This window comes from Gloeomargarita sp. (assembly GCF_053491055.1).
Map to the genome: position 1 here is coordinate 28,838 of NZ_JBRCEP010000086.1, position 20,067 is coordinate 48,904.

The 20,067-nt window shown below is 58.0% G+C and carries 16 protein-coding genes and 1 tRNA gene; 8 read left to right on the forward strand and 9 right to left on the reverse strand.

Annotation, left to right across the window (positions count from 1 at the left end):
* Positions 1 to 1,800, forward strand: coding sequence for an Rqc2 family fibronectin-binding protein (locus ACWISF_RS09340; RefSeq protein ID WP_448381315.1), 1,800 nt, complete (start codon positions 1 to 3; stop codon positions 1,798 to 1,800).
* Here the strand turns inward: ACWISF_RS09340 and cbiB are convergent.
* From cbiB to clpS, 4 genes are read right to left on the reverse strand one after another with little or no spacing between them, the layout of a single operon-like run.
* Positions 1,732 to 2,718 carry an adenosylcobinamide-phosphate synthase CbiB gene (gene cbiB / locus ACWISF_RS09345; RefSeq protein WP_448381316.1) on the reverse strand — a complete coding sequence of 329 codons (987 nt, stop codon included), beginning with the start codon at positions 2,716 to 2,718 and terminating at the stop codon, positions 1,732 to 1,734. The genes ACWISF_RS09340 and cbiB overlap by 69 nt on opposite strands.
* Positions 2,702 to 3,475 carry a peptidase gene (locus ACWISF_RS09350; protein WP_448381317.1) on the reverse strand — a complete coding sequence of 258 codons (774 nt, stop codon included), beginning with the start codon at positions 3,473 to 3,475 and terminating at the stop codon, positions 2,702 to 2,704. The genes cbiB and ACWISF_RS09350 overlap by 17 nt, the downstream gene beginning before the upstream one ends.
* Positions 3,472 to 5,472 carry an excinuclease ABC subunit UvrB gene (gene uvrB / locus ACWISF_RS09355; protein ID WP_448381318.1) on the reverse strand — a complete coding sequence of 667 codons (2,001 nt, stop codon included), beginning with the start codon at positions 5,470 to 5,472 and terminating at the stop codon, positions 3,472 to 3,474. The genes ACWISF_RS09350 and uvrB overlap by 4 nt, the downstream gene beginning before the upstream one ends.
* A complete protein-coding gene (gene clpS / locus ACWISF_RS09360; RefSeq protein ID WP_448381319.1) occupies positions 5,469 to 5,771 on the reverse strand; it encodes an ATP-dependent Clp protease adapter ClpS in 303 nt (100 codons plus the stop codon). The genes uvrB and clpS overlap by 4 nt, the downstream gene beginning before the upstream one ends.
* Before the next feature lie 230 nt (positions 5,772 to 6,001).
* Here clpS and ACWISF_RS09365 point away from each other — a divergent pair, with 230 nt between their 5' ends.
* Together ACWISF_RS09365 and ACWISF_RS09370 are read left to right on the forward strand one after the other, a co-directional pair.
* On the forward strand, positions 6,002 to 7,684 hold the full coding sequence (locus ACWISF_RS09365; RefSeq protein WP_448381320.1) for an EAL domain-containing protein: 1,683 nt from the start codon (positions 6,002 to 6,004) through the stop codon (positions 7,682 to 7,684).
* Between the two features lie 141 nt (positions 7,685 to 7,825).
* On the forward strand, positions 7,826 to 9,733 hold the full coding sequence (locus ACWISF_RS09370) for an iron uptake porin (RefSeq protein ID WP_448381321.1): 1,908 nt from the start codon (positions 7,826 to 7,828) through the stop codon (positions 9,731 to 9,733).
* Between the two features lie 69 nt (positions 9,734 to 9,802).
* Here the strand turns inward: ACWISF_RS09370 and ACWISF_RS09375 are convergent, their stop codons facing one another.
* Complete coding sequence (locus tag ACWISF_RS09375) at positions 9,803 to 10,396, reverse strand: tetratricopeptide repeat protein (RefSeq protein ID WP_448381322.1); 594 nt, start codon at positions 10,394 to 10,396, stop codon at positions 9,803 to 9,805.
* Positions 10,397 to 10,567: 171 nt separating this feature from the next.
* Between ACWISF_RS09375 and ACWISF_RS09380 the strand changes: the two genes are divergently transcribed.
* Complete coding sequence (locus ACWISF_RS09380) at positions 10,568 to 11,719, forward strand: NAD-dependent epimerase/dehydratase family protein (RefSeq protein WP_448381323.1); 1,152 nt, start codon at positions 10,568 to 10,570, stop codon at positions 11,717 to 11,719.
* Here the strand turns inward: ACWISF_RS09380 and ACWISF_RS09385 are convergent.
* Positions 11,716 to 12,681 (reverse strand): RNA polymerase sigma factor, RpoD/SigA family, encoded by a 966-nt coding sequence (locus ACWISF_RS09385; RefSeq protein ID WP_448381324.1) that lies wholly within the window; start codon positions 12,679 to 12,681, stop codon positions 11,716 to 11,718. The genes ACWISF_RS09380 and ACWISF_RS09385 overlap by 4 nt on opposite strands.
* A gap of 134 nt (positions 12,682 to 12,815) precedes the next feature.
* A complete protein-coding gene (locus ACWISF_RS09390; RefSeq protein WP_448381325.1) occupies positions 12,816 to 13,421 on the reverse strand; it encodes a superoxide dismutase in 606 nt (201 codons plus the stop codon).
* A gap of 209 nt (positions 13,422 to 13,630) precedes the next feature.
* On the opposite strand from ACWISF_RS09390, the gene ACWISF_RS09395 reads away from it, so the two are divergent.
* Together ACWISF_RS09395 and ACWISF_RS09400 are read left to right on the forward strand one after the other, a co-directional pair.
* Complete coding sequence (locus tag ACWISF_RS09395; RefSeq protein WP_448381326.1) at positions 13,631 to 14,689, forward strand: branched-chain amino acid ABC transporter permease; 1,059 nt, start codon at positions 13,631 to 13,633, stop codon at positions 14,687 to 14,689.
* Between the two features lie 356 nt (positions 14,690 to 15,045).
* Entirely contained in the window at positions 15,046 to 16,659 is a 1,614-nt protein-coding gene (locus ACWISF_RS09400; protein ID WP_448381327.1) for an FAD-binding oxidoreductase, read from the forward strand.
* Between the two features lie 155 nt (positions 16,660 to 16,814).
* Here the strand turns inward: ACWISF_RS09400 and ACWISF_RS09405 are convergent, their stop codons facing one another.
* Positions 16,815 to 17,282 carry a CRR6 family NdhI maturation factor gene (locus ACWISF_RS09405; RefSeq protein WP_448381358.1) on the reverse strand — a complete coding sequence of 156 codons (468 nt, stop codon included), beginning with the start codon at positions 17,280 to 17,282 and terminating at the stop codon, positions 16,815 to 16,817.
* Between the two features lie 27 nt (positions 17,283 to 17,309).
* A complete protein-coding gene (gene map, locus ACWISF_RS09410) occupies positions 17,310 to 18,110 on the reverse strand; it encodes a type I methionyl aminopeptidase (RefSeq protein ID WP_448381328.1) in 801 nt (266 codons plus the stop codon).
* Between the two features lie 158 nt (positions 18,111 to 18,268).
* Here map and groL point away from each other — a divergent pair, with 158 nt between their 5' ends.
* Both groL and ACWISF_RS09420 read left to right on the forward strand, forming a co-directional pair.
* Positions 18,269 to 19,900, forward strand: coding sequence for a chaperonin GroEL (groL, locus tag ACWISF_RS09415; protein ID WP_448381329.1), 1,632 nt, complete (start codon positions 18,269 to 18,271; stop codon positions 19,898 to 19,900).
* Positions 19,901 to 19,955: 55 nt separating this feature from the next.
* Positions 19,956 to 20,027 (forward strand) — tRNA-Lys (locus tag ACWISF_RS09420).
* Positions 20,028 to 20,067: the final 40 nt, after the last annotated feature.

Consider the following 20,067-nt stretch of genomic DNA (forward strand, 5'->3'; position numbering starts at 1 on the left):
ATGACGCTCCAGCCTTGTGATGTGACCACCTTGAGGGCGGTCTGTCAGGAATTGCGGCGGGATTGGGTGCCGGCGCGCATCGAACGGGTGGTGCAGACGGACAAATATCATCTGTACCTGGGGCTACGTACCCTCAAGCAAAGGGGGTGGTTGGTGCTGTCGTGGCATCCCCAGGCCAGCCGTCTCCACCTCAGTCCTGCGCCACCCCCGGTGGCCGACACCTTTACCTTTAGCCAACAGCTATGGCACCAACTGGGGCATTTGGCCCTGACCGACCTGCGCTTGATTGACCCTTGGGAACGGGTAGTGGTGTGCGACTTTGCCGCCCGCCCTGGCGACCCCCCCCAATGGCATCTGTACCTGGAGGTGATGGGGCGCTACAGCAATGCCATTCTCACCCACGCCGACGGCACCATTCTCACCTGCGCCCACCAGGTCAGCCCCCAGGAATCGCGGGTGCGCCCCCTCCAGACCGGCACGCCCTACCAATTGCCCCCCGCCCTCACCCAGGCCATTCCCCGGCTGGAGGAACCCTTTGCCATCTGGCAGGCCAAACTCACCCAGGTCCCTTGGCCGCTCAGTCGTGCCCTGATCGAAAATTACCGCGGCTTGAGCCGCAAACTCCTGCGGGATATGGGGCAACAGGTGCATCTGGACCCGGATACGCCGGTTACGGAGATCACCCCCCAGGACTGGCAACGCTGGTGGCATCTCTGGCAGGAATGGTTGGCGGCCTTGACCCAGGGCCAGTTCACACCCGGCCTGACCGCCCAGGGCTACACGGTGTTGGGCTGGGGCATCATCCAGGCATTTCCCACCGTCAGCGAGCTGCTCCAGGCCTACTACCAACCGCGCCTGACCGCCCAGGTCCTGCAGCACCAGGTCCATGCCCTCACCCAAAAACTGCGCCATCAGCAGCACAAACTCCGGCACAAGGCCCAGGCGTTTCAGGAAAAACTACAGCAAAGCCAGGCCGCCGACACCTATCGCCAGCAGGCCGATTTACTCCTGGCCCATTTGCACCGGTGGTCACCGGGCATGCGGGTGTTGGAATTGCCAGACTTTGCCACCGCAGCACCTATCCGTGTGGCCATTCCCCCGGACAAAACCGCCTTGCAAACCGCCCAGGAACTCTACCGCAAATACCAAAAACTCAAACGCACCCAAGAGACAGTGTTGCCGTTGCTTGCGCAGGTACAGGCCCAGATTGCCTATCTGGAGCAGGTAGAAACCTTTGTGCAGCAACTGGACCTCAACTCAGACGCCAACCCAGAACTCATCCTGGCCGACATCTACAGTGAACTGGCCCAGCAGGGTTACGCGTGGCAACCCCCTGCCTACCGTCCCCCTGCCCGCCCCAAAACCGTGCCCTTTTTGACCTTCACCACCCCCCAGGGCTACCTGGTGTATGTCGGGCGCAACAACCGCCAAAACGAACTGTTGACCTTCACCTACGCCAAAGACCACGACCTGTGGTTCCACGCCCAGGAAATCCCCGGCAGCCATGTGATTTTGCGCCTCCCCCCCAAAACCCACCCCAGCCCCGCCGATGTCCAGACCGCCGCCGATATCGCCGCCTACTACAGCCGCAGTCGCCATAGCCATCGGGTGCCCGTGGTCTATACCCCCGTCCGCTACGTGCAACGGCTCAAAGGGCAGCCCCCCGGCACGGTTACCTACCGCCACGCACAGGTGATCTGGGGCCAGCCTGCCCAAGCGCCCGTCGCCGCCTCAACCTGGGCCGACCCCCAAAGCCAACAGCCCCAACCCCAACCACAGCAAAAAGCAGCGCCGGGTTAGCCCCAACGCCTCCTGAATCACCGCGGGCGTAATCGGTCGGTGCGGTTCCCCCAACAGCGGCTTGCGTTTGACCACCCCCCCATAGGTATTCACCCCGCCCAACTGCACCCCCAAAGCCGCCGCATAGCAACACTCGCTCCAACCGGAATTGGGACTGGGGTCCCAGGGCGCATCCCGACAGCAGAGCCGCCACACCTCCCCCGGTTTACCCGACAACAGCCCAATGGTGAATACCACCGCGCGACAGGGCAGCCACGTCAGCACATCCTCAGTACGGGCGCTGGCCCAACCCAGGTGGGTAAACGGGGGCGTGCGATAGCCGACCATCGAATCCAGCGTACTGACGGCTTTGTAGGCAAAAGCCCACAGCGCCGGCGGTTGCCCGCACATGGCCCCCACCAAGGCGTAAAACAGGGGGGCCATCACCCCATCGGTGGCATTCTCGCTCACCGTCTCCAGCACCGCCCGCAGAATTTCTGCAGCCGGTAGGTCCTGGGTATCCCGTCCCACGTACTGCCGCAACACCTGCCGCGCCGTTGGCACATCCCCCCGTTCCAAAGGCGCCAGCACCTCCAGGGCCGCCCGCCGCAAACTCCGTCCTGCCCAGCAACTGGCCAACAAAAGCGTATGGGTTAGGCCCGCCAGCGCCGGATGCACCCAGGCAGCCAACGCCAGCAGGCCGCCTACTGTTCCCACCGTCAGGCCCACCGTCAGCAGCACCAGGGCAACCCCTGCGATTTTTTGCGCCCGCGCCCCCCAGGGCCGCTGCCACACCCAGCGACAGTAGCGTTCAATACCCCAGCCGATCACCTGCACCGGATGCAGCCATTGGGGCGGATCACCCAGCCAATAATCCAGCACACTAGCGCCCAAGAGAACGACCCACGCCGCCGGCAAGGGACTATTGCGGCTGCACATGGGGCCAGCGGTCGCGCTCAATCCCCCATTCCTGCCATTGGGGGGCAGGCAATTGGGCAAACGCCTGTTGCAACGACTGCTCCCAGGAGCGACGCATCTGCAGCAAATAGGGGTCCCCCAAACCCAATTCCAACCAATGGCGCAACCGGAAACTGTCCCGCTCGTAGCGCACCAAATGGATGGGCGGCCCGACCGAAATGTTGGATTTCATCGTGGAGTCAATGGACAAGAGGGCGCATTTGGCCGCAGCTTCCAGGGACGTGTGATAGGTCAATGTGCGGTCGAGAATGGGTTTGCCGTACTTGGTTTCCCCAATCTGTAAAAAAGGAGTTTCCGGCGTGGCATGAATGCAGTTGCCCTGGGGATAGATCAAAAACAATCCCGGCTCATCCCCTTGAATTTGCCCTCCTAGCAATAAACTGCACTGAAAATCAATGTGGTCCCGCTCCAGCCACCGCCGATTTTCCTCCTGCAGGTGGCGAATTTTGCGGCCGATGTAGGTCGCAACTTCGTAGAGGGAACCCAAGGTGTGCAAATTTTCCTGCTGTTGATGGTGAATATCCTGGCGCAGTTGGGCAATCACCGCCTGCGTCATGGCCAAATTCCCCGACGTACACAGCAACAAAATCCGTTCTCCCGGCACGGAAAAATCAAACAATTTGCGATAGGTGGAAATGTAATCCACCCCGGCATTGGTGCGGGAATCAGCGGCCATGACCAAGCCCCACCGGGTGAGAATCCCCAAACAATAGGTCATCGTTCCGAGGCCGATAATTGCTGCTTGAGGTGGCGAATTTGATCCCGATAGCGCGCCGCCTGTTCAAACTCTAAATTCTGCGCCGCCTGCTGCATCCGTTGCTCCAATTCCTGAATCACAGCCGGTAGGTCACTCACAGGAACCGCAGGGACGGTGTAGGAGCCTGGGGCCTCCTTGGCCTGCACCCGCCGGGACAATTCCAACGTTTGCAAGATGGCATTGGCCGGTTTGCGGCGAATGGGTTGGGGGGTAATCCCATGCGCTTGATTGTACGCCATTTGTTTTTGGCGACGGCGTTGGGTTTCTTGGATCGCCCGCGCCATACTTTCGGTGATCACATCTGCATACAAAATAGCCTGCCCACGGACATGACGCGCGGCCCGACCAATGGTTTGAATCAACGACCGTTCCGAACGCAAAAACCCCTCTTTATCCGCATCCAAAATCGCCACCAAAGAAACCTCCGGTAAATCCAACCCTTCCCGCAACAAATTCACCCCCACAATCACATCGCATTCATCCGCCCGCAGACCCTGCAAAATTTCGATGCGGCCAATCGCATCAATTTCCGAATGTAGATAGTTCACCCGCAGCCCATGCTCTTGAAAATAACTGGTCAAATCTTCCGCCATACGCTTGGTCAGGGTGGTCACCAACACCTTTTCGCCCCGCTCAATTCGCCGGTGAATTTCGCCCGTTAAATCCTCCACCTGATTGGCCGTCGGACGCACGGAAATTTCCGGGTCCAAAACCCCCGTCGGACGAATGAGCAACTCCACCACCTGTTGCGATACTTCTAATTCCCAATCCCCCGGTGTCGCCGACACAAAAATACACTGGTTCACCTTTTGCCAAAATTCCTCTGCTTGCAAGGGACGATTATCCGCAGCGCTGGGCAAGCGAAAGCCATGCTCAATCAACACCCGTTTACGGGATTGGTCCCCCTCGTACATCCCCCGCAACTGGGGCACCGTCACGTGGGATTCATCCACAATCAACAACCAATCTGCCGGGAAATAATCCACCAAACATTCCGGCGGGGAACCGGGGGGACGACCCGCCAAATGCCGGGAATAATTTTCCACCCCATTACAGTACCCCACCGAACGCAATAGCTCCAAATCATAAAGGGTGCGTTGCCTGAGCCGTTGGGCTTCGACCAGTTTATTTTGGGATTCCAAATAGGCCAATTGCGCCTCTAGTTCTGCCGCAATCGCCTGGCAGGCCCGCTCCAGTTGTTCCGGGGGCGTGACAAAGTGGCGTGCCGGATAGATATTCAGCCGTTCCACCCGTTCTAAGACTGCCCCTGTCACCGGGTCTAATAATTGAATCTGCTCGATTTCATCCCCCCAAAATTCCACCCGCACCACCCGGTCTTCGTAGGCAGGGCCAATTTCCACCACATCCCCCCGCACCCGAAATTTCCCCCGCCCCAATTGCCCATCGTTGCGCTCGTATTGCATCTCCACCAACCCCCGCAATAGCTGCGGCAAATCCACCGTCATCCCCACTTCCAGATGGAGCGCCGCCCGCAGGTATTCGCCGGGAATGCCCAACCCATAAATGCAACTAATCGAAGCCACCACAATCACATCCCGCCGCTCAAAGAGCGAACGGGTCGCCGAGTGGCGCAACATGTCAATCTCGTCATTGATTGCCGCGCTCTTAGCAATATACGTATCCGTAACGGGAATGTAGGCTTCCGGCTGGTAGTAATCGTAATAGCTAATGAAATACTCGACCGCATTCTCTGGGAAAAACTCCCGCAACTCATTACATAACTGGGCGGCCAGGGTTTTGTTGTGCGCCAAGACCAACGTCGGCCGCCCCACCTGTGCAATTACATTGGCTATGACAAAGGTTTTGCCCGTGCCCGTTGCCCCCAACAGGGTTTGGTAGCGATAGCCCGCCTGTAGGCCCTGCACCAATTGGGCAATGGCCTGGGGCTGATCCCCGGTGGGGACAAAGGGCGCTTGTAGCCGAAACGCCGTGGTCATGCCGGTTCTAGCGGCGCCATCGTCAACCCCGCCCGCTTGAGTTGCTCATGGTACAGTTCTGCGGGTTCCTGCGGGCCGACCCAGACGACCGCTTGCCCCTCGTGATGCACCTGATTGGTCAATTCCCACGCCCGGTCAGGGGTCATCGCGGGAATGTACTTCATCAGGCAATTGGCCACGTGCTGAAAGGTATTGACATCATCGTTGAGGACAATCACTTTGTAGTTGGGATAAAGATGCTGCCGGGTTTGACTCCCCCGTTCCAGCAACACTTGGGTAGACACCGTAGCGTAACTCATAACTCCCCGATAGAGAGTACGTAAGCGATTTTGGCTCAGTTTCCACCCACCGCTGGCGTGGATCCATGCAGCAGGGGTTGTTGGCTCTAGTATAGAAATTTTATAGAAATTTATACCCGGAATTGCGCGGCCATGAATCAGGTCGGCCTCCCCCCTCAGACTACCAATATTCGTTGTAGAGTCGGATTAATATTTCAGTAGCGGAAGCGTCAGGATACACCCACAAACCCATGGCCGCAGAACTGCAATTGACCTGGGAAGACCCCGCTTTGGGCACGCTGGAGCAGCGCACGGTCACCGTCCCTGTGGCCTTTGGGCGGGATGAGCAGGCCATGCGGTCGGCCATGAACAACCAGGACGGTAGTTTGGTCGTTTTGGCGCACAGGCAAGTCTCCCGCTGCCATGCCCTGATTGTGGCGCAAGGGGACGGCCTGGAATTGGTGGATAAAAGCACCAACGGCACGTTTCTCAACGGGCAGCACTTTTTGGGCACCAACCGGCGGATTCGGGATGGGGACTGTTTCCAGATTGGGCCGTACAAAATTGCCCTGAGTACGGTGGGCACGGCCCCAACGACCTACCCGCCCAAACCGGCGGGTGACAGCACGATGGTCGTGCCGGAGGTGTACCACGATGCCCTGACCGGCCTGCCCAACCGGAATATGTTTATTTGTCTGCTGGAGACCCTGTGGGAACGGCTGGCGGTGGAAACCCGGTTGCAGTTTGCGGTGGTGCATTTGGATATTGACCGCCTGCAACAGGTCAATGACAGCCTGGGGTATCGCACCGGGGATAAACTGTTGGCGGCCTTTGCCCGGAAGTTGCGGCAGCGGTTGGCCCCTGGGGATACGGCGGTGCGGCTGGAAGGAGATGAATTTGCCCTGCTTTTGGAAAGTGTCACCAGCCTGGAAGCGGCCTTGCGGCTGGTGGAAGCCATCCAACAGGATTTATCCGCCGCCTTCGACCTGGACGGCCAGGAGGTGTTTATCACGGTGAGCATGGGGGTCAGTTTTAGCGACCTGCCAGTGAGTCAACCGGAGGACTGGCTGCGGTTTGCACGGGCGGCGACCCAACGGGCCAAACATCTGGGGCGGGGCCGTTTGGAGGTGTTCCGACCGGGGATGGCAGAACCTGGCAATCGCCTGCGCCTGGAAACCGACTTGAACCGGGCGATTGCCCGGGGAGAACTGTCCCTGCGCTACCAGCCGATTGTGGCCCTGGCAACCGGTCAAATTGTGGGTTTTGAAGCCCTCGTGCGGTGGCATCACCCCCAGGTGGGTTGGATTCCTTCAGACCAGCTCATCCAGATTGCTGAAGAAACCGGGCTCATTATTCCCATTGGGCTGTGGGTTCTGCGCCAGGCCTGCCAACAACTGGGCCAATGGCAACAGCAATTTCCGCAGCGGTCGCCCCTGACGATGAGCGTCAATGTCTCCAGCAAGCAATTTATCCAGACCGACCTGGTAGCCCAGATCACCCAGGTCTTGCGGGAAACCGGTTTGCCGGGGAACCACCTCAAGCTGGAATTGACCGAGAGTTTGTTGACAGAAAGCGAAGAGGCGGCCATTGCCATGCTCTCGCAACTGCGGGAACTGGGGGTGCAGATTTTGATGGATGACTTTGGCACCGGCTATTCCAACCTGGCGCGCTTGCGTACCCTGCCTACCGATGTGGTCAAGGTGGATAAATCCCTGATTCAATCCCTAGACAGCCAGAATCTCCCCTTGGTGCAGGGGATTGTCGCCCTGGCCCACGCCCTGGGCAAAACGGTGGTGGTCGAGGGCATCGAAACCCAGGAACAATGGCGCCAACTGCGAGAGCTGGGTTGCGCCTACGGCCAGGGATACTTCTTTTCGCCGCCTTTGGACGCAGCCCAGGTGGAACGCCTGCTTGCCCATCCCCCCCGCTGGTAAACCGATAGAATTTTTTAATCTTCCGTTAACCTTAGGACAAGGTGTTCTTAACATTGGCGCGGTAGAGTCACAAACGTGAACGAAGCGTGTATATTAGAGGCATGGGTTCACCAACTCAGAGTTCAGGTGTGAGGTGTTGTGATGCGTAGTTCATTGGCCAGAGTGTTACAAGTTGCCCCAGCGGCCTTTGGGGCGGTAGTGGTCTTCGGTGGGGTCGCCCAAGCCCAAGCGGTGCCTACCGAGTCGGTCAACCCTACGTTGCAGAAGTCGGAGCAGTATTATGTGGGGCCTGCGGTGATGAACCAGGCGCAGGTGACGTCGGTTTCGGAGTTTGCGGATGTAAAGCCGACGGACTGGGCGTTTTTGGCGTTGCAATCGTTGGTGGAGCGGTACGGGTGTATTGTGGGTTTGCCCACCAATCCCCCGACCTATCAGGGGCGGCGGGCGACGACGCGGTTTGAGTTTGCGGCAGGTTTGAATGCTTGTTTGGATCGGATTAATGAGTTGATTGCGGCGGCGGTCGAGCCGTTGGTGACGAAGGAAGATTTGCTGGTTTTGCAGAAGTTACAAGAGGAGTTTGCGGCGGAGTTATCCATTTTGCGGGGGCGGGTGGATGCCCTGGAAGCCCGGACGGCGCTGTTGGAGCAGCAACAGTTCTCGACGGTGACCAAGCTCCGCAGTGAAATTATTTTTGCGCCCTATGGGGTGGCGGATACGGAAGTCGCCTACAACCGGATCGAGGATGCCCTGCTGAGTGGGAACCGCAACTTTACGGGTGCGTTGACTGCGGGTGCGGCTCGGGGTGCTGTGGTGGCTTCTGGTGCTAACCCACGGGGACTCAGGGCAAATACTGCCGACAAGGTTGCGTTTGGCTACCGGGTGCGGTTGAACTTTGACACCAGCTTCACCGGTAATGACCTCCTACGGGTGCGGTTGCAGACGGGGGATATTGCCAACTTGAATGGGGCGACCGGTACGAATCAAGCACGTCTTGGCTTCGATGCCGGTGAGGGTGGCAATACCGTGCTCAACCGAATGTTCTACCGCTTCACCTTTGACAGGGGGCGGGGGACGGTCATGATTGCGGCGGCGGGCACCGAGCATGATGACTTCTATGATGCGTACACTCCCCTGGCGTCGAGTGCAGCCGGTAGTATTTCTCGGTTTGGTCGCTTCAATCCCCTTTTCTACCGGGCAGGGGGTGGCACGGGAGCAGGTGGCTTTGTGGGCTACAGGTTTAACGATATCTTCCGTGTAGATGCGGGATATTTGGCGTATAACCCCGGTATTGCGCTGAGCGCCGCTAACCCGGATTTGGGCTTGTTTGGTTCCAACTATACGGCTAGTTTGTTGCTGGGTGTGGAACCGCTACGGAACTTTAAGTTCGGGGTCGGCGGTACGTATGTTTATAACGAGAATGTGACCAACAGTGATGCTGGAGCGACTGCTGCCGCTGGGATCAACTTGACGGGTAGCACGGGGACGGATTTTGCCGTTAACCCGTTCAACCCGGCGGGGACACCTGGATTAGCTCCCGCTACGCGTACCGCTGTGAATATGCAGACGGTGAACCTGATGTTCCAGTGGCGGGCGTTGCCCCAGTTCACTTTGGCGGGTTGGTTTGGCTATGGCTGGGTGCGGGGTGAGAGTGATACGGCACCTCCGGCAGGGGTCAGACAAGGCACCCGCAGGGCGAACCTGTTGACTGCTGCTTTGCAATTCATCTTCCCGGATGTGTTTGGTCGCAGGGGTGATACGGCAGCGGTGGTGGTGGGGATTCCGCCCTACGTGACGGCGAGTGAGTGGAATGGTGCTACTGCTGCTGCTGGCAACATTCCGGCGGGGGTTGCTGGTCCCAATCAGCAAGGCCCGCGCAAGTTGAATCTGCGGGATACTTCGGTGCCGGTGCATTTGGAGGCGTTCTATCGCTTCCAGGTGAACAAGTTTATCCAGGTGACGCCGGGTGCCTTTGTGGTGTTCAACCCCAACGGTCAGGCGGATAACGATCCCATCGTGGTTTATACGATCCGGACGACCTTTAGCTTCTAGGTTTTCGGTATAAGGGAGTAACATTCGAGGCGGCTAGCTCGTGGTGGGCTAGCTGTTTTTGCTTTTGAATTAACGGGGCAGTTGCTGGGTGCGTTCCAGTTCCTGTTGCAGGGTCTTGTAGAGGGAGAATTGTTTGCGGGTTTGGGCGATGGTCATGCCCTGGTGGAAATCGGCAAGGGCGCCGGGGATGTCCTGCATTTCGCGCTTGATGGCGCCCCGCAGGCCGTAGGCGGCAGGTTGCTGGGGGTCGAGAGCGAGGGATTGGTTCACATCGGCCAGGGCGGCGGCCAGTTGCCGACTTCGGAAGTGTAAGGACGCCCGCAGGGTGTAGGCCGGGGCGTACTTGGGGTTGAGTTGGATGGCCTGGTTCACATCGGCTAGGGCCGCTGCGTCGTTAGGAAGAAAGCTGTACGCCTGGGCGCGCTGGTAGTAGGCCTCAAACCGCTGGGGGAACACCCGGATGGCCTGGGTAAACGCGGCAATCGCAGCAGGGTAGTCCCGCAAGGTCAGGGATTCTTGCCCTGCTTCCAAATGGTCGAAATAGGTTTGCAAGGCCGCAGGAAGCTTGGGCGATTGGGCGAGGTTGGGAGGGTGAGGCATCAGCCCCAAAAGGACGACCAAACACCCGACAAATCCCTGCTGACGCCACCACCAGCGGCGCATCTTCCTACGTTTTCGCCCTGACCTCATGGGGTTTGTCCCTCCTACCTCTCATTGGTTGTTGATTTGTTTATTTTTTTTTATTTTTTGTTGTCATTACTCCCGACACCTGCGTGAGCGCGACCCCCAAAGCTGGTACAGTAAACAAATATCACAAAATACGGGCAGAGGTTTATGAACGTTCTGGTGATTGGTGGGGATGGTTACTGCGGCTGGGCGACGGCGCTGCACCTGGCCAATCGCGGCCACCGGGTCGGGATTATGGATAGCTTGATACGCCGCTACTGGGATATGCAGTTGCAGGTGGATACCCTCACCCCGATTGCCCCGATCCAGGAACGGTTGCGCCGCTGGCGGGAACTCACCGGCCAAAGGATTGAGCTGTTTTTGGGGGACATTACCGACTATCAGTTTTTGATCAAGTCACTGCGCCAGTTTGAACCGGAGGCCATTGTCCATTTTGGGGAACAGCGTTCGGCGCCCTTTTCCATGATTGACCGGGAACACGCGGTGCTGACCCAGGTGAATAATTTGGTGGGGACGCTGAACATTCTCTATGCCATGAAGGAGGAGTTCCCAGACTGTCATCTGGTGAAGCTGGGTACGATGGGCGAGTACGGCACCCCCAACATTGACATCGAGGAGGGCTACATCACGATTGAGCACAACGGGCGCACCGATACCCTGCCTTATCCCAAACAACCGGGTTCCATGTACCACCTCAGCAAGGTGCATGATTCCCACAACATCCACTTTGCCTGCCGGGTGTGGGGGCTGCGGGCGACGGATTTGAACCAGGGGGTGGTCTATGGGGTGCTGACGGAAGAATGCGGCATGGATGAGGCGCTCATCAACCGCCTGGACTACGACGGGGTGTTTGGCACGGCCTTGAATCGCTTTTGTGTGCAGGCGGCCATTGGACATCCCCTGACGGTGTATGGCAAGGGGGGCCAAACGCGCGGCTTTTTGGACATCCGCGATACGGTGCGCTGTGTGGAACTGGCGGTGAACCATCCGGCGCAGCCGGGCGAATTCCGGGTGTTTAACCAGTTCACGGAACAGTTCAGCGTGGCGGAGCTGGCCTATAAGGTGCAACAGGCGGGGGCGGCGATGGGCCTCAAGGTGACGATTCAGCACCTGGAAAACCCGCGGGTGGAAAAGGAGGAGCATTACTTCAACGCCAAAAACACCAAACTGCTGGATTTGGGCCTGCAACCCCACTACCTCTCCGATTCGCTGCTGGATTCGCTGCTGAATTTTGCCCTGCGCTACAAACACCGGGTGGATCAGCAACAGATTCTCCCCAAGGTGACCTGGCGACGTTAACCGGCCAGGTAGTGCCGCATATCCCCCCGGCGGCGCTTGAGGCGGGTGAGGGCTTCCCGCTCGATCTGCCGCACCCGCTCCCGGCTGATGTTCATCAATTCGCCAATCCGGGAAAGGGTCAGGGGGCCTTCCCCACTCAGGCCATAGCGCAGCTCGATGACCTGTCGCTGTTGGGGCGTCAATTCCTGCAACCCCCGGTCAATGTCCGCCAGCAGGGAATGTTGGGCGGCGTAATCCTCAGGACTCGGCCCTTGGTCCTCCAGCAAATCCCCCAGCTCCGTGTCCAGATTTTCCCCTACCTTCACGTCCAGAGACAGGGGCTGCCGCATCCGCTCGAGGTATTCCCGCACCTGGTTGGGGGTCAGTTCCAAGGCCTGGGCCAATTCCGTAATCGTGGCTGCCCGCCCCAACTGCTGGGCCAACTCCCGCTGGGTGCGCTTGAATTTGTTCATTTTTTCGGTGATGTGAATGGGCAGGCGGATGGTGCGGCTTTTTTCGGCAATGGCGCGGGTGATGGCCTGGCGAATCCACCAGTAGGCGTAGGTGCTAAAGCGATACCCTTTGCTGGGGTCAAATTTTTCCACCCCCCGCTGCATGCCAATCGTCCCTTCTTGGATCAAATCCAATAAATCCACATTCCGTTTCACGTACTTTTTCGCCACCGACACCACCAGCCGCAAATTTGCCTCGATCATCTTCCGCTTGGCGCGTTCCCCCGCTTTGCACCGCTGTTCCAACTCCGCCAGGGAACACCCCGCCAATGCCGCCCACTCTTCCTGGGTAATCGGACGCCCCAGTTCCTGCTCCCGCTGGGCCCGCTGGGCCTGCAACTGCGTCAACATCTGGACTTGCCGCCCCAAGGCCACTTCCTCCTCGTGACTCAACAGGGGAATCCGGCCAATATCCCGCAAATACACCCGCACCGGGTCGAAGGAAGGGTCAAGCGCTGCCCGAGAAGCCATCACTAAAACAACTCCAATGTTTCTTAAGTCTCCTCTAGCCTACTTTAACAACGGCAATGTTGTCAAAGTCTGGCAAGGCAAAAAAAGCAGGGGGTGTCCCTGCCGTGTTGGCGCTCTGCGGTGATGGGAGTTGGTTAGGCGGTGGCGGCGGCGTACTGTTCGCTGACGAAATCCCAGTTGATCAGGTGGTCAATAAAGTCCTGGGCGTAGTCGGGACGGCGGTTTTGGTACACCAGGTAGTAGGCGTGTTCCCAGACGTCCATCGTCAGCAGGGGGATTTGGTTAAAGCACAAGGGGTTGTCGGCGTTGGCGGTTTTGGTGACCTTGAGGGTGCCGTTTTCCAACACCAGCCACGCCCAACCGCTGCCAAATTGGGTCACCCCTGCCTGCTTAAAGGCGGTCTTGAATTCCTCAAAGCTGCCAAAATCGGCGTTGATTTTCTCTGCCAGTGCGCCGGTGGGTGCGCCGCCGCCGCCCGGCTTCATACAGCGCCAGTAAAACGTATGGTTCCAGGCTTGGGCGCCGTTGTTGAAAATCCCCGCCTTGCTGGGGTCGCCGTAGGTTTTTTTGATCACGTCCTCGATGGGCTGGTCGGCATACTCGGTGTCCTTGACCAGGTTGTTGTAGTTGGTCACATAAGCGGCGTGATGTTTGCCGTAGTGGTAATTCAACACTTCTGCCGTCAGGTAGGGCGCCAAGGCGTCCTGGGCATAGGGCAATTCGGGTAACTCGTAAGACATAATCCAAACGTCCTCAGATGGAATGCTTTGCCCCTCTACTGTAGCGCATCCCCGTGCCAAACGTACTCGTAATGAGTTTGTTTAATGCCCCTTCCTTGAATGCTCCCCTCTCCCCCCCCCCTTAGCATAACGCCTGTGTTACGGATGGGTCGAGGGGGCGGGGGCGATTCCGGTACAATACGGTAGCGGCTGTCTTGGGTAAGCCATTCATGTTTCGCGATTATCTGATTTTCTTGGCCCTGAATACGGGAATTTTTGCCCTTTTTAGTTTGGGGTTAAATGTGCAGTGGGGGGTTACGGGGTTAATTAATTTTGGTCATGTGGCGTTTATGGCTTTGGGGGCTTATGCCACGGTTTTGCTGAGTTTGCAGGGGTTGCCTTGGTTTTGGGCGATGGCGGTGGGGGTGGGGTTGGCCATGGTGTTGGCGGTGCTGATGGGCTTGACTACCTTGCGTTTGCGGGAAGATTATCTGGCGATTGTCACGATTGGGGTATCGGAACTGGTGCGTTTGATTGCCCTGAATGAACAGTGGTTAACTCGGGGGGCGTTGGGGGTGTTTGGCTATCCGTTGCCCTGGCAGGGGGCGTGGAGTCGTTGGCCGGCGCTGGCGCTGTGGACGGTGTTGTTTGGGGTGAGCGTCCAGCGTTTGTGCTATGCCCTGCGGATACCGCTCTGGTCTAGACGTTTGTTGATTTTGGGAACAGCGCTTTTATTGTTCAGTATTTATTTGGCGGGTTTGACAGCCTTGTATGCCGGGGATTACAAAGCCAGGTTGCTGGTGTTGTTGGCGGCCATGTTGTTGGGGATATTTTTGCTTTTGGAACACCTGAGCCATTCGCCTTGGGGGCGTCTGCTCAAGGGTATTCGTGAGGATGAGGTGGCGGTGGCGGCGTTGGGCAAAAATGTGTTTGTTTACAAGTTACACAGCCTGGTTTTGGGGGGCCTCATTGGCGGTGTGAGTGGGGCATTTTACGCGTGGCAATTGACCTTTATTAACCCGGAGTCATTTGTGCCTTTAATTACCTTTCAAGCCTGGATCATTGTGATTCTGGGTGGCAGTGGCCATCATGCGGGGACACTTCTGGGTGCTTTGATTTTTTGGCTGTATGATTCGGTGACCCGTTTTGTTTTGCCTGCGATCCTGCCTTTGGACGGTGGGCGCATGGGGGCGTTGCGGGTGATGGTCATTGGGCTTTTGTTGATTTTGGTGCTGGTGTGGCGGCCGCAAGGATTGCTGGGCAAAAAGGAAGAACTGACCTTGGGTTGAGGCGAGGCACTGCTGAGACGGCGGGGGATTTACGCATAAAATGTGGGTTGCTATCCTCGACCATAGCCGGTGTTACCGAGCGTATCGTTTGGTGGTTCGCTCCTGGGGGTGTCACTCGGTAACACCGGGCAACTCCTGAATTTGTTGGTTTGGAAGTGACGTATTTTTGTGGGGTGAGGCCACAGCTTGGGCGCACCCGCAATTTGATGATTGGGTTGCAAGCAGTTAGGATTCTGGAAGTTGTTTTTTGCTAGGAATTGTGCGGCCATGTTGGCAGGGAGCATGGCTCTGGCTGCCAAAAACGGGTTTGGGAGGTTTGTATCATGAGAGTGTAGTTACTCGCTTCCTTTCTCCCTGTGCCATCAGTTCAGGAGCGATTGCAGCGTGTACCGGGGAACCCTTGGCAAGAGTTGCAACGGGCCGACCGGGCGTGGGCGGCGTGCAAGCAGGGGCAGGTGATGACGGCGACGGCGGTAGGGGGGGCGGGGCGGGGCACGTGGACGGATGTCCGGGCGACACCGATGCCGGTGCAGGAAACGGCGGCAGTGCTGGGGGCGGCGGATTGGGATGTGATGGTTGCCGGGGGCACGCTGGGACTGCTCGTGGCGTGGGGGCTGCGACGGCGGGGGTATCGGGTGGCGGTGCTGGAGCGGGGGGCACTCCAGGGACGGCGGCAGGAATGGAATATCTCCCGCGCGGAGTTACAGTCTTTGTTGGATTTGGAATTGCTCACGCCAGCGGAGTTGGCGACGGCCATCGTGACGGAATATAACCCTGGGCGGATTCAATTTGCCAATAGTCCCGCCTGGTGGGTTACGGATGTTTTGAATGTGGGGGTGCGTCCCGATATTTTTTTGCAGGTGTTGCAACAGAAATTCCTGCAAGAGGGAGGCTACATCGGGGAATTTCAACCCGTGGTTGGTCTCAAAATTGGGGCGGATGCGATTGAAATTACCACCGTGCACCAGGGGCAGCAGCGCATCTATCGTAGCCGTCTTTTGTTGGATATGATGGGGCATTTTTCCCCATTAACGCAGTTGGCGCGCCGGGGGCAAGTGCCGGATGGGGTGTGTTTGGTGGTGGGGGGGTGCGCCCAAGGATTCCCAGAAAGTTCCCATGGAGATTTAATCGTTACGACCACGCCGATCATCAACGATTGCCAGTATTTTTGGGAGGCATTTCCGGCGCAGGACGGACGGACAACCTACCTATTTACCTACGTGGATACCCACCCGCAACGACCGAGTTTAACCGAGTTGTTTGCTGCCTATTTTGCGCATTTACCCGCCTATCAAGGGGTGGATGTGGATGCCTTGATGTGGCAGCGCTTTGTTTTTGGTTTCTTCCCCAGTTATCGGCGCAGTCCTTTGGGGAGTCATTGGGCGCGTATTCTGCCGGTGGGTGACAGTAGTGGGATGCAATCGCCCCTGAGTTTTGGCGGCTTTGGCGCCCTATTACGGCATTTACCGCGGCTGCTCAATGGAATCGATGCGGCGCTCCAAGCGGATGCGCTGGATCGGCACAGTTTGAGTTTGTTGCAACCCTACCAGCCCAATCTGGCGTTAACTTGGCTGTTCCAGCAGGTGATGCGGGTGCCGGTGGGGGCAAATTGGCCGCCCAACTTGGTCAACGAAGTGTTGGCCACAGCGTTTGGGGTGATGGCCACAGCCGGGGATGCAGTCCTCAAGCCCTTTTTGCGGGATGTGATCCAACTGTCGGGGTTAACCCACACCCTGGTCGGGATGGTGCGTCAAAATCCCTGCTTGGTCGCGCAGGTGGTTCAACGGGTTGGCGTGGGGGCGCTCCTGGATTGGACAGGGCACTACGCCATGCTCAGCCTCTACACCCTCTTGGCGCACGCCTGGGGCGAAAAACCCCTGCCAACCACGCTCAATTACACCCAAGCCCGCCTCTGGGAACAACTTCACTACGGCAGTGGCCGGGATTATGTCCTGCCAACCATACGCTAGATTGTTCCCCACCCCAGCGAAATCAGGTACAAAAAAAAACCATCAGCCAACCATGACTGACGGGTATACCTGTCCTCAAGGATCATCGGAACATTTTTTATATTAGCACAACCTGCGAGAATTGATGTGAACGCCATCACAGGCCACCGCCGCCTTTAGGGAGCCGCCGCCAACAGGTCGAATAGGGCCGGGTCCAGTTGATAGCCCAGCACCTCTGTCATCTGTTGCAACTTCCCCAGCCGTTCCTGGCCCTGCTGTTGCAGCCAATGGTACAGATAAAACACCTTGCTCATGATAAAAATATCCAGGGCCTCCGGGTTGAACTGAATCCCGTCCTGGGGGCTAAACTGATGGGGCACCAACATCGCCACATAACGGGCCAACTCCCCCTGCCAATCCAAAAACAACGGCAACCAGGGGTAATGGGCATCCAAACGGATAAACCACAGGCGCACCTCCGGCACCTCCGACAACTCGCGCGGGTCGCTGGGGTCGCGGGGGTAATCAATGGCAAACCGCAACTGCCAATCCGGGTCAGGACACGCCGGCAGTACCTGCCGCACCGGGCTTAAATCCAGCCGCTCAATCACCTGGCGCGAGAGGGGAACTTCCACCAGACCCATCACCGCCGCACCCGCTCGCCCCACCAGCTAAAAATTGCGATCCGTGAGGATTTCATACCCGGTGGCCGTCACCAGCACCGTGTGTTCGTACTGCGCCGACAATTTGTTGTCCACCGTCACCGCCGTCCAGCGGTCCCGGAGAATCTTCGTTTTGGCCGACCCCTGATTCACAATCGGTTCAATCGCCAAGGTCATCCCCGCCCGCAATTTCACATTCGGCAACTGATTGGTGCGGTAGTTGAACACCGACGGTTCCTCGTGCAAATACCGCCCCACCCCATGCCCGGTAAAATCCTCAACCACCTGAAACCCCTGCGACCGCACGTAATCCTCAATCGCCCCGGCAATGTCCATCAACGTATTGCCCGCCTTCACCTGCTCAATCCCCTTGTACAAGGCCGTTTCTGCCACCTGCATCAACCGCCGGGCCTCCGGGCTGACCGGTTCAAGCGCAATCGTGATGCATGAATCCCCGTGAAATCCCTGGTAATAGGCGCCCGTGTCCACCTTGAGAATGTCCCCCGCCTTGAGCACCTTCTTGCTGCTGGGAATGCCATGCACCACCTCGTGATTCACACTGGCGCAAATCGAGGCCGGGAACCCGTGATACCCCTTGAAACTGGGCGTCGCCCCCAACTCACGAATCCGTTGTTCCGCATAGCGGTCCAAATCCAACGTGGTCATCCCCGGTCGGACCAACTCGCTGATTTCCCGTAAAACCGTCGCCACAATCCGGCCTGCCACCCGCATCACCTCAATCTCACGGGCAGATTTGATGGTAATCGGGCGCTGCTGCGGACGCGCCGGTTCGACCGCTGGCCGCCGCATCGGGACACTCAACGAGCCAAAAACGTTCATGGAACCATGGTTAAGATACTTAAGTTATGTTAAACGAGTCCCGCCCTTTCTGGCAAATTTAGCAGTCTCCACCGTTGAGTGCTAAGGGGTGCTAGGATCAACGGTGACGTGATTTCGGGACAAGCACCATGGTCAAGCTGATCGATTTTGACGAAGCAGCCCGGAAGTCTCTAGAGCGGGGCGTCAATGCCGTGGCCGATGTGGTGCGCGTCACCCTGGGTCCGCGGGGGCGCAATGTCGTTTTAGAGAAAAAATATGGGGTTCCGGAGATTATCAATGACGGCGCCACGATTGCCAAAGAAATCGAGCTGAGCAACCCGATGGAAAACACCGGGGCGCAACTGCTCAAGGAAGTGGCGGAAAAAACGGCGGATGTGGCCGGCGATGGCACCACCACCGCCTGTTTGTTGGCGCAGGCGATGATCCTCGAGGGCTTAAAAAACGTAGCTGCCGGGGCCAATCCTGTGAACCTCCGCCGGGGGATGGAGCAGGCGGTCCACTACCTGGTGCAAAAACTGAGCGAAGTCAGCCAGCCCGTTTCGGGGGACATGGTGACCCAAGTGGCGACCGTTTCGGCGGGCAACGACCGGGAAGTCGGCGAGATGATCGGCCAAGCGATGGCGAAAGTGGGCAAAGACGGGGTGATCACGGTCGAAGAATCCAAATCCCTGCTCACGGAACTGGAAGTGGTCGAGGGCATGGAGATTGACCGGGGTTACATTTCCCCCTACTTGGTCACGGACCAAGAGCGGATGGTCGCCGAGTACGAGTCGGTACGGCTGTTGATTACGGATAAAAAAATCAGTGCCGTGGCCGACCTGGTGCCCCTTCTGGAAAAAATGACCCGGGTGGGGCAACCCCTGTTGATCATCGCCGAGGATGTGGAAGGCGAAGCCCTGGCGACGCTGGTGGTGAACAAAATGCGGGGGGTTTTGAATGTGTGTGCCATCAAAGCGCCCTCGTTTGGCGACCGGCGCAAGGCCATGCTGGAAGACATTGCCATTCTCACCAACGGGCAATTTCTCTCGGAAGACCTGGGCTTCAAGCTCGACCAGGTGCAGGTGGATATGCTGGGGACGGCGCGCCGGGTCACGGTCAGCAAAGACAAAACCGTGATCGTGGCCGACCAAAACACCCAAACCCAAGTCCAGCAACGGATTGCCCAGATTCGGCAACAATTGGCGGAAACCGATTCCGAGTACGACCGGGAAAAACTGCAAGAGCGCATCGCCAAACTGGCCGGTGGGGTGGCGGTGATCAAAGTGGGTGCGGCCACCGAAACCGAACTCAAGGAGAAAAAACTCCGCATTGAAGATGCGCTGCATGCCACCCGGGCCGCGGTGGAAGAAGGGATCATTCCCGGTGGCGGGGCGACTCTGGTGCATCTGGCCAAACAACTGCCCACCCTGGCACAATCCCTGGATGATCCGGAAATGAAAACCGGGGTGGACATCGTGGCGCGGGCCTTGAGTTACCCCCTCCGGCAAATTGCCACCAACAGTGGAGCCAACGGCCCCATCGTGGTCGAAAAAGTGCGGCAAATGGAGTTACCTATGGGCTACAACGCCCTCACCGACACCTACGAAGACCTCATTGCCGCTGGGATCATTGACCCGGTCAAGGTCACCCGCACGGCGCTGGAGAATGCTGCTTCCGTAGCCAGTATGTTCTTGACCACGGAAGCCCTAGTTGTCGAGAAACCGGAACCCAAACCGGCATCCAAACCGGGCGGGAGTGGCATGAACGGTGCAGGTATGTAATTATGTAAGATTTGATGTAATTATTGAGGAACCCCCTGCGCGGGCAGGGGGCCAAGGGTGACTGGCGCAACGGTAGCGCATCGGACTCTTAATCCGCTGGTTCAGGGTTCGAATCCCTGGTCACCCATATCTGGATTTTTGGATTCAATTCCCACAAAGCCCGCCTC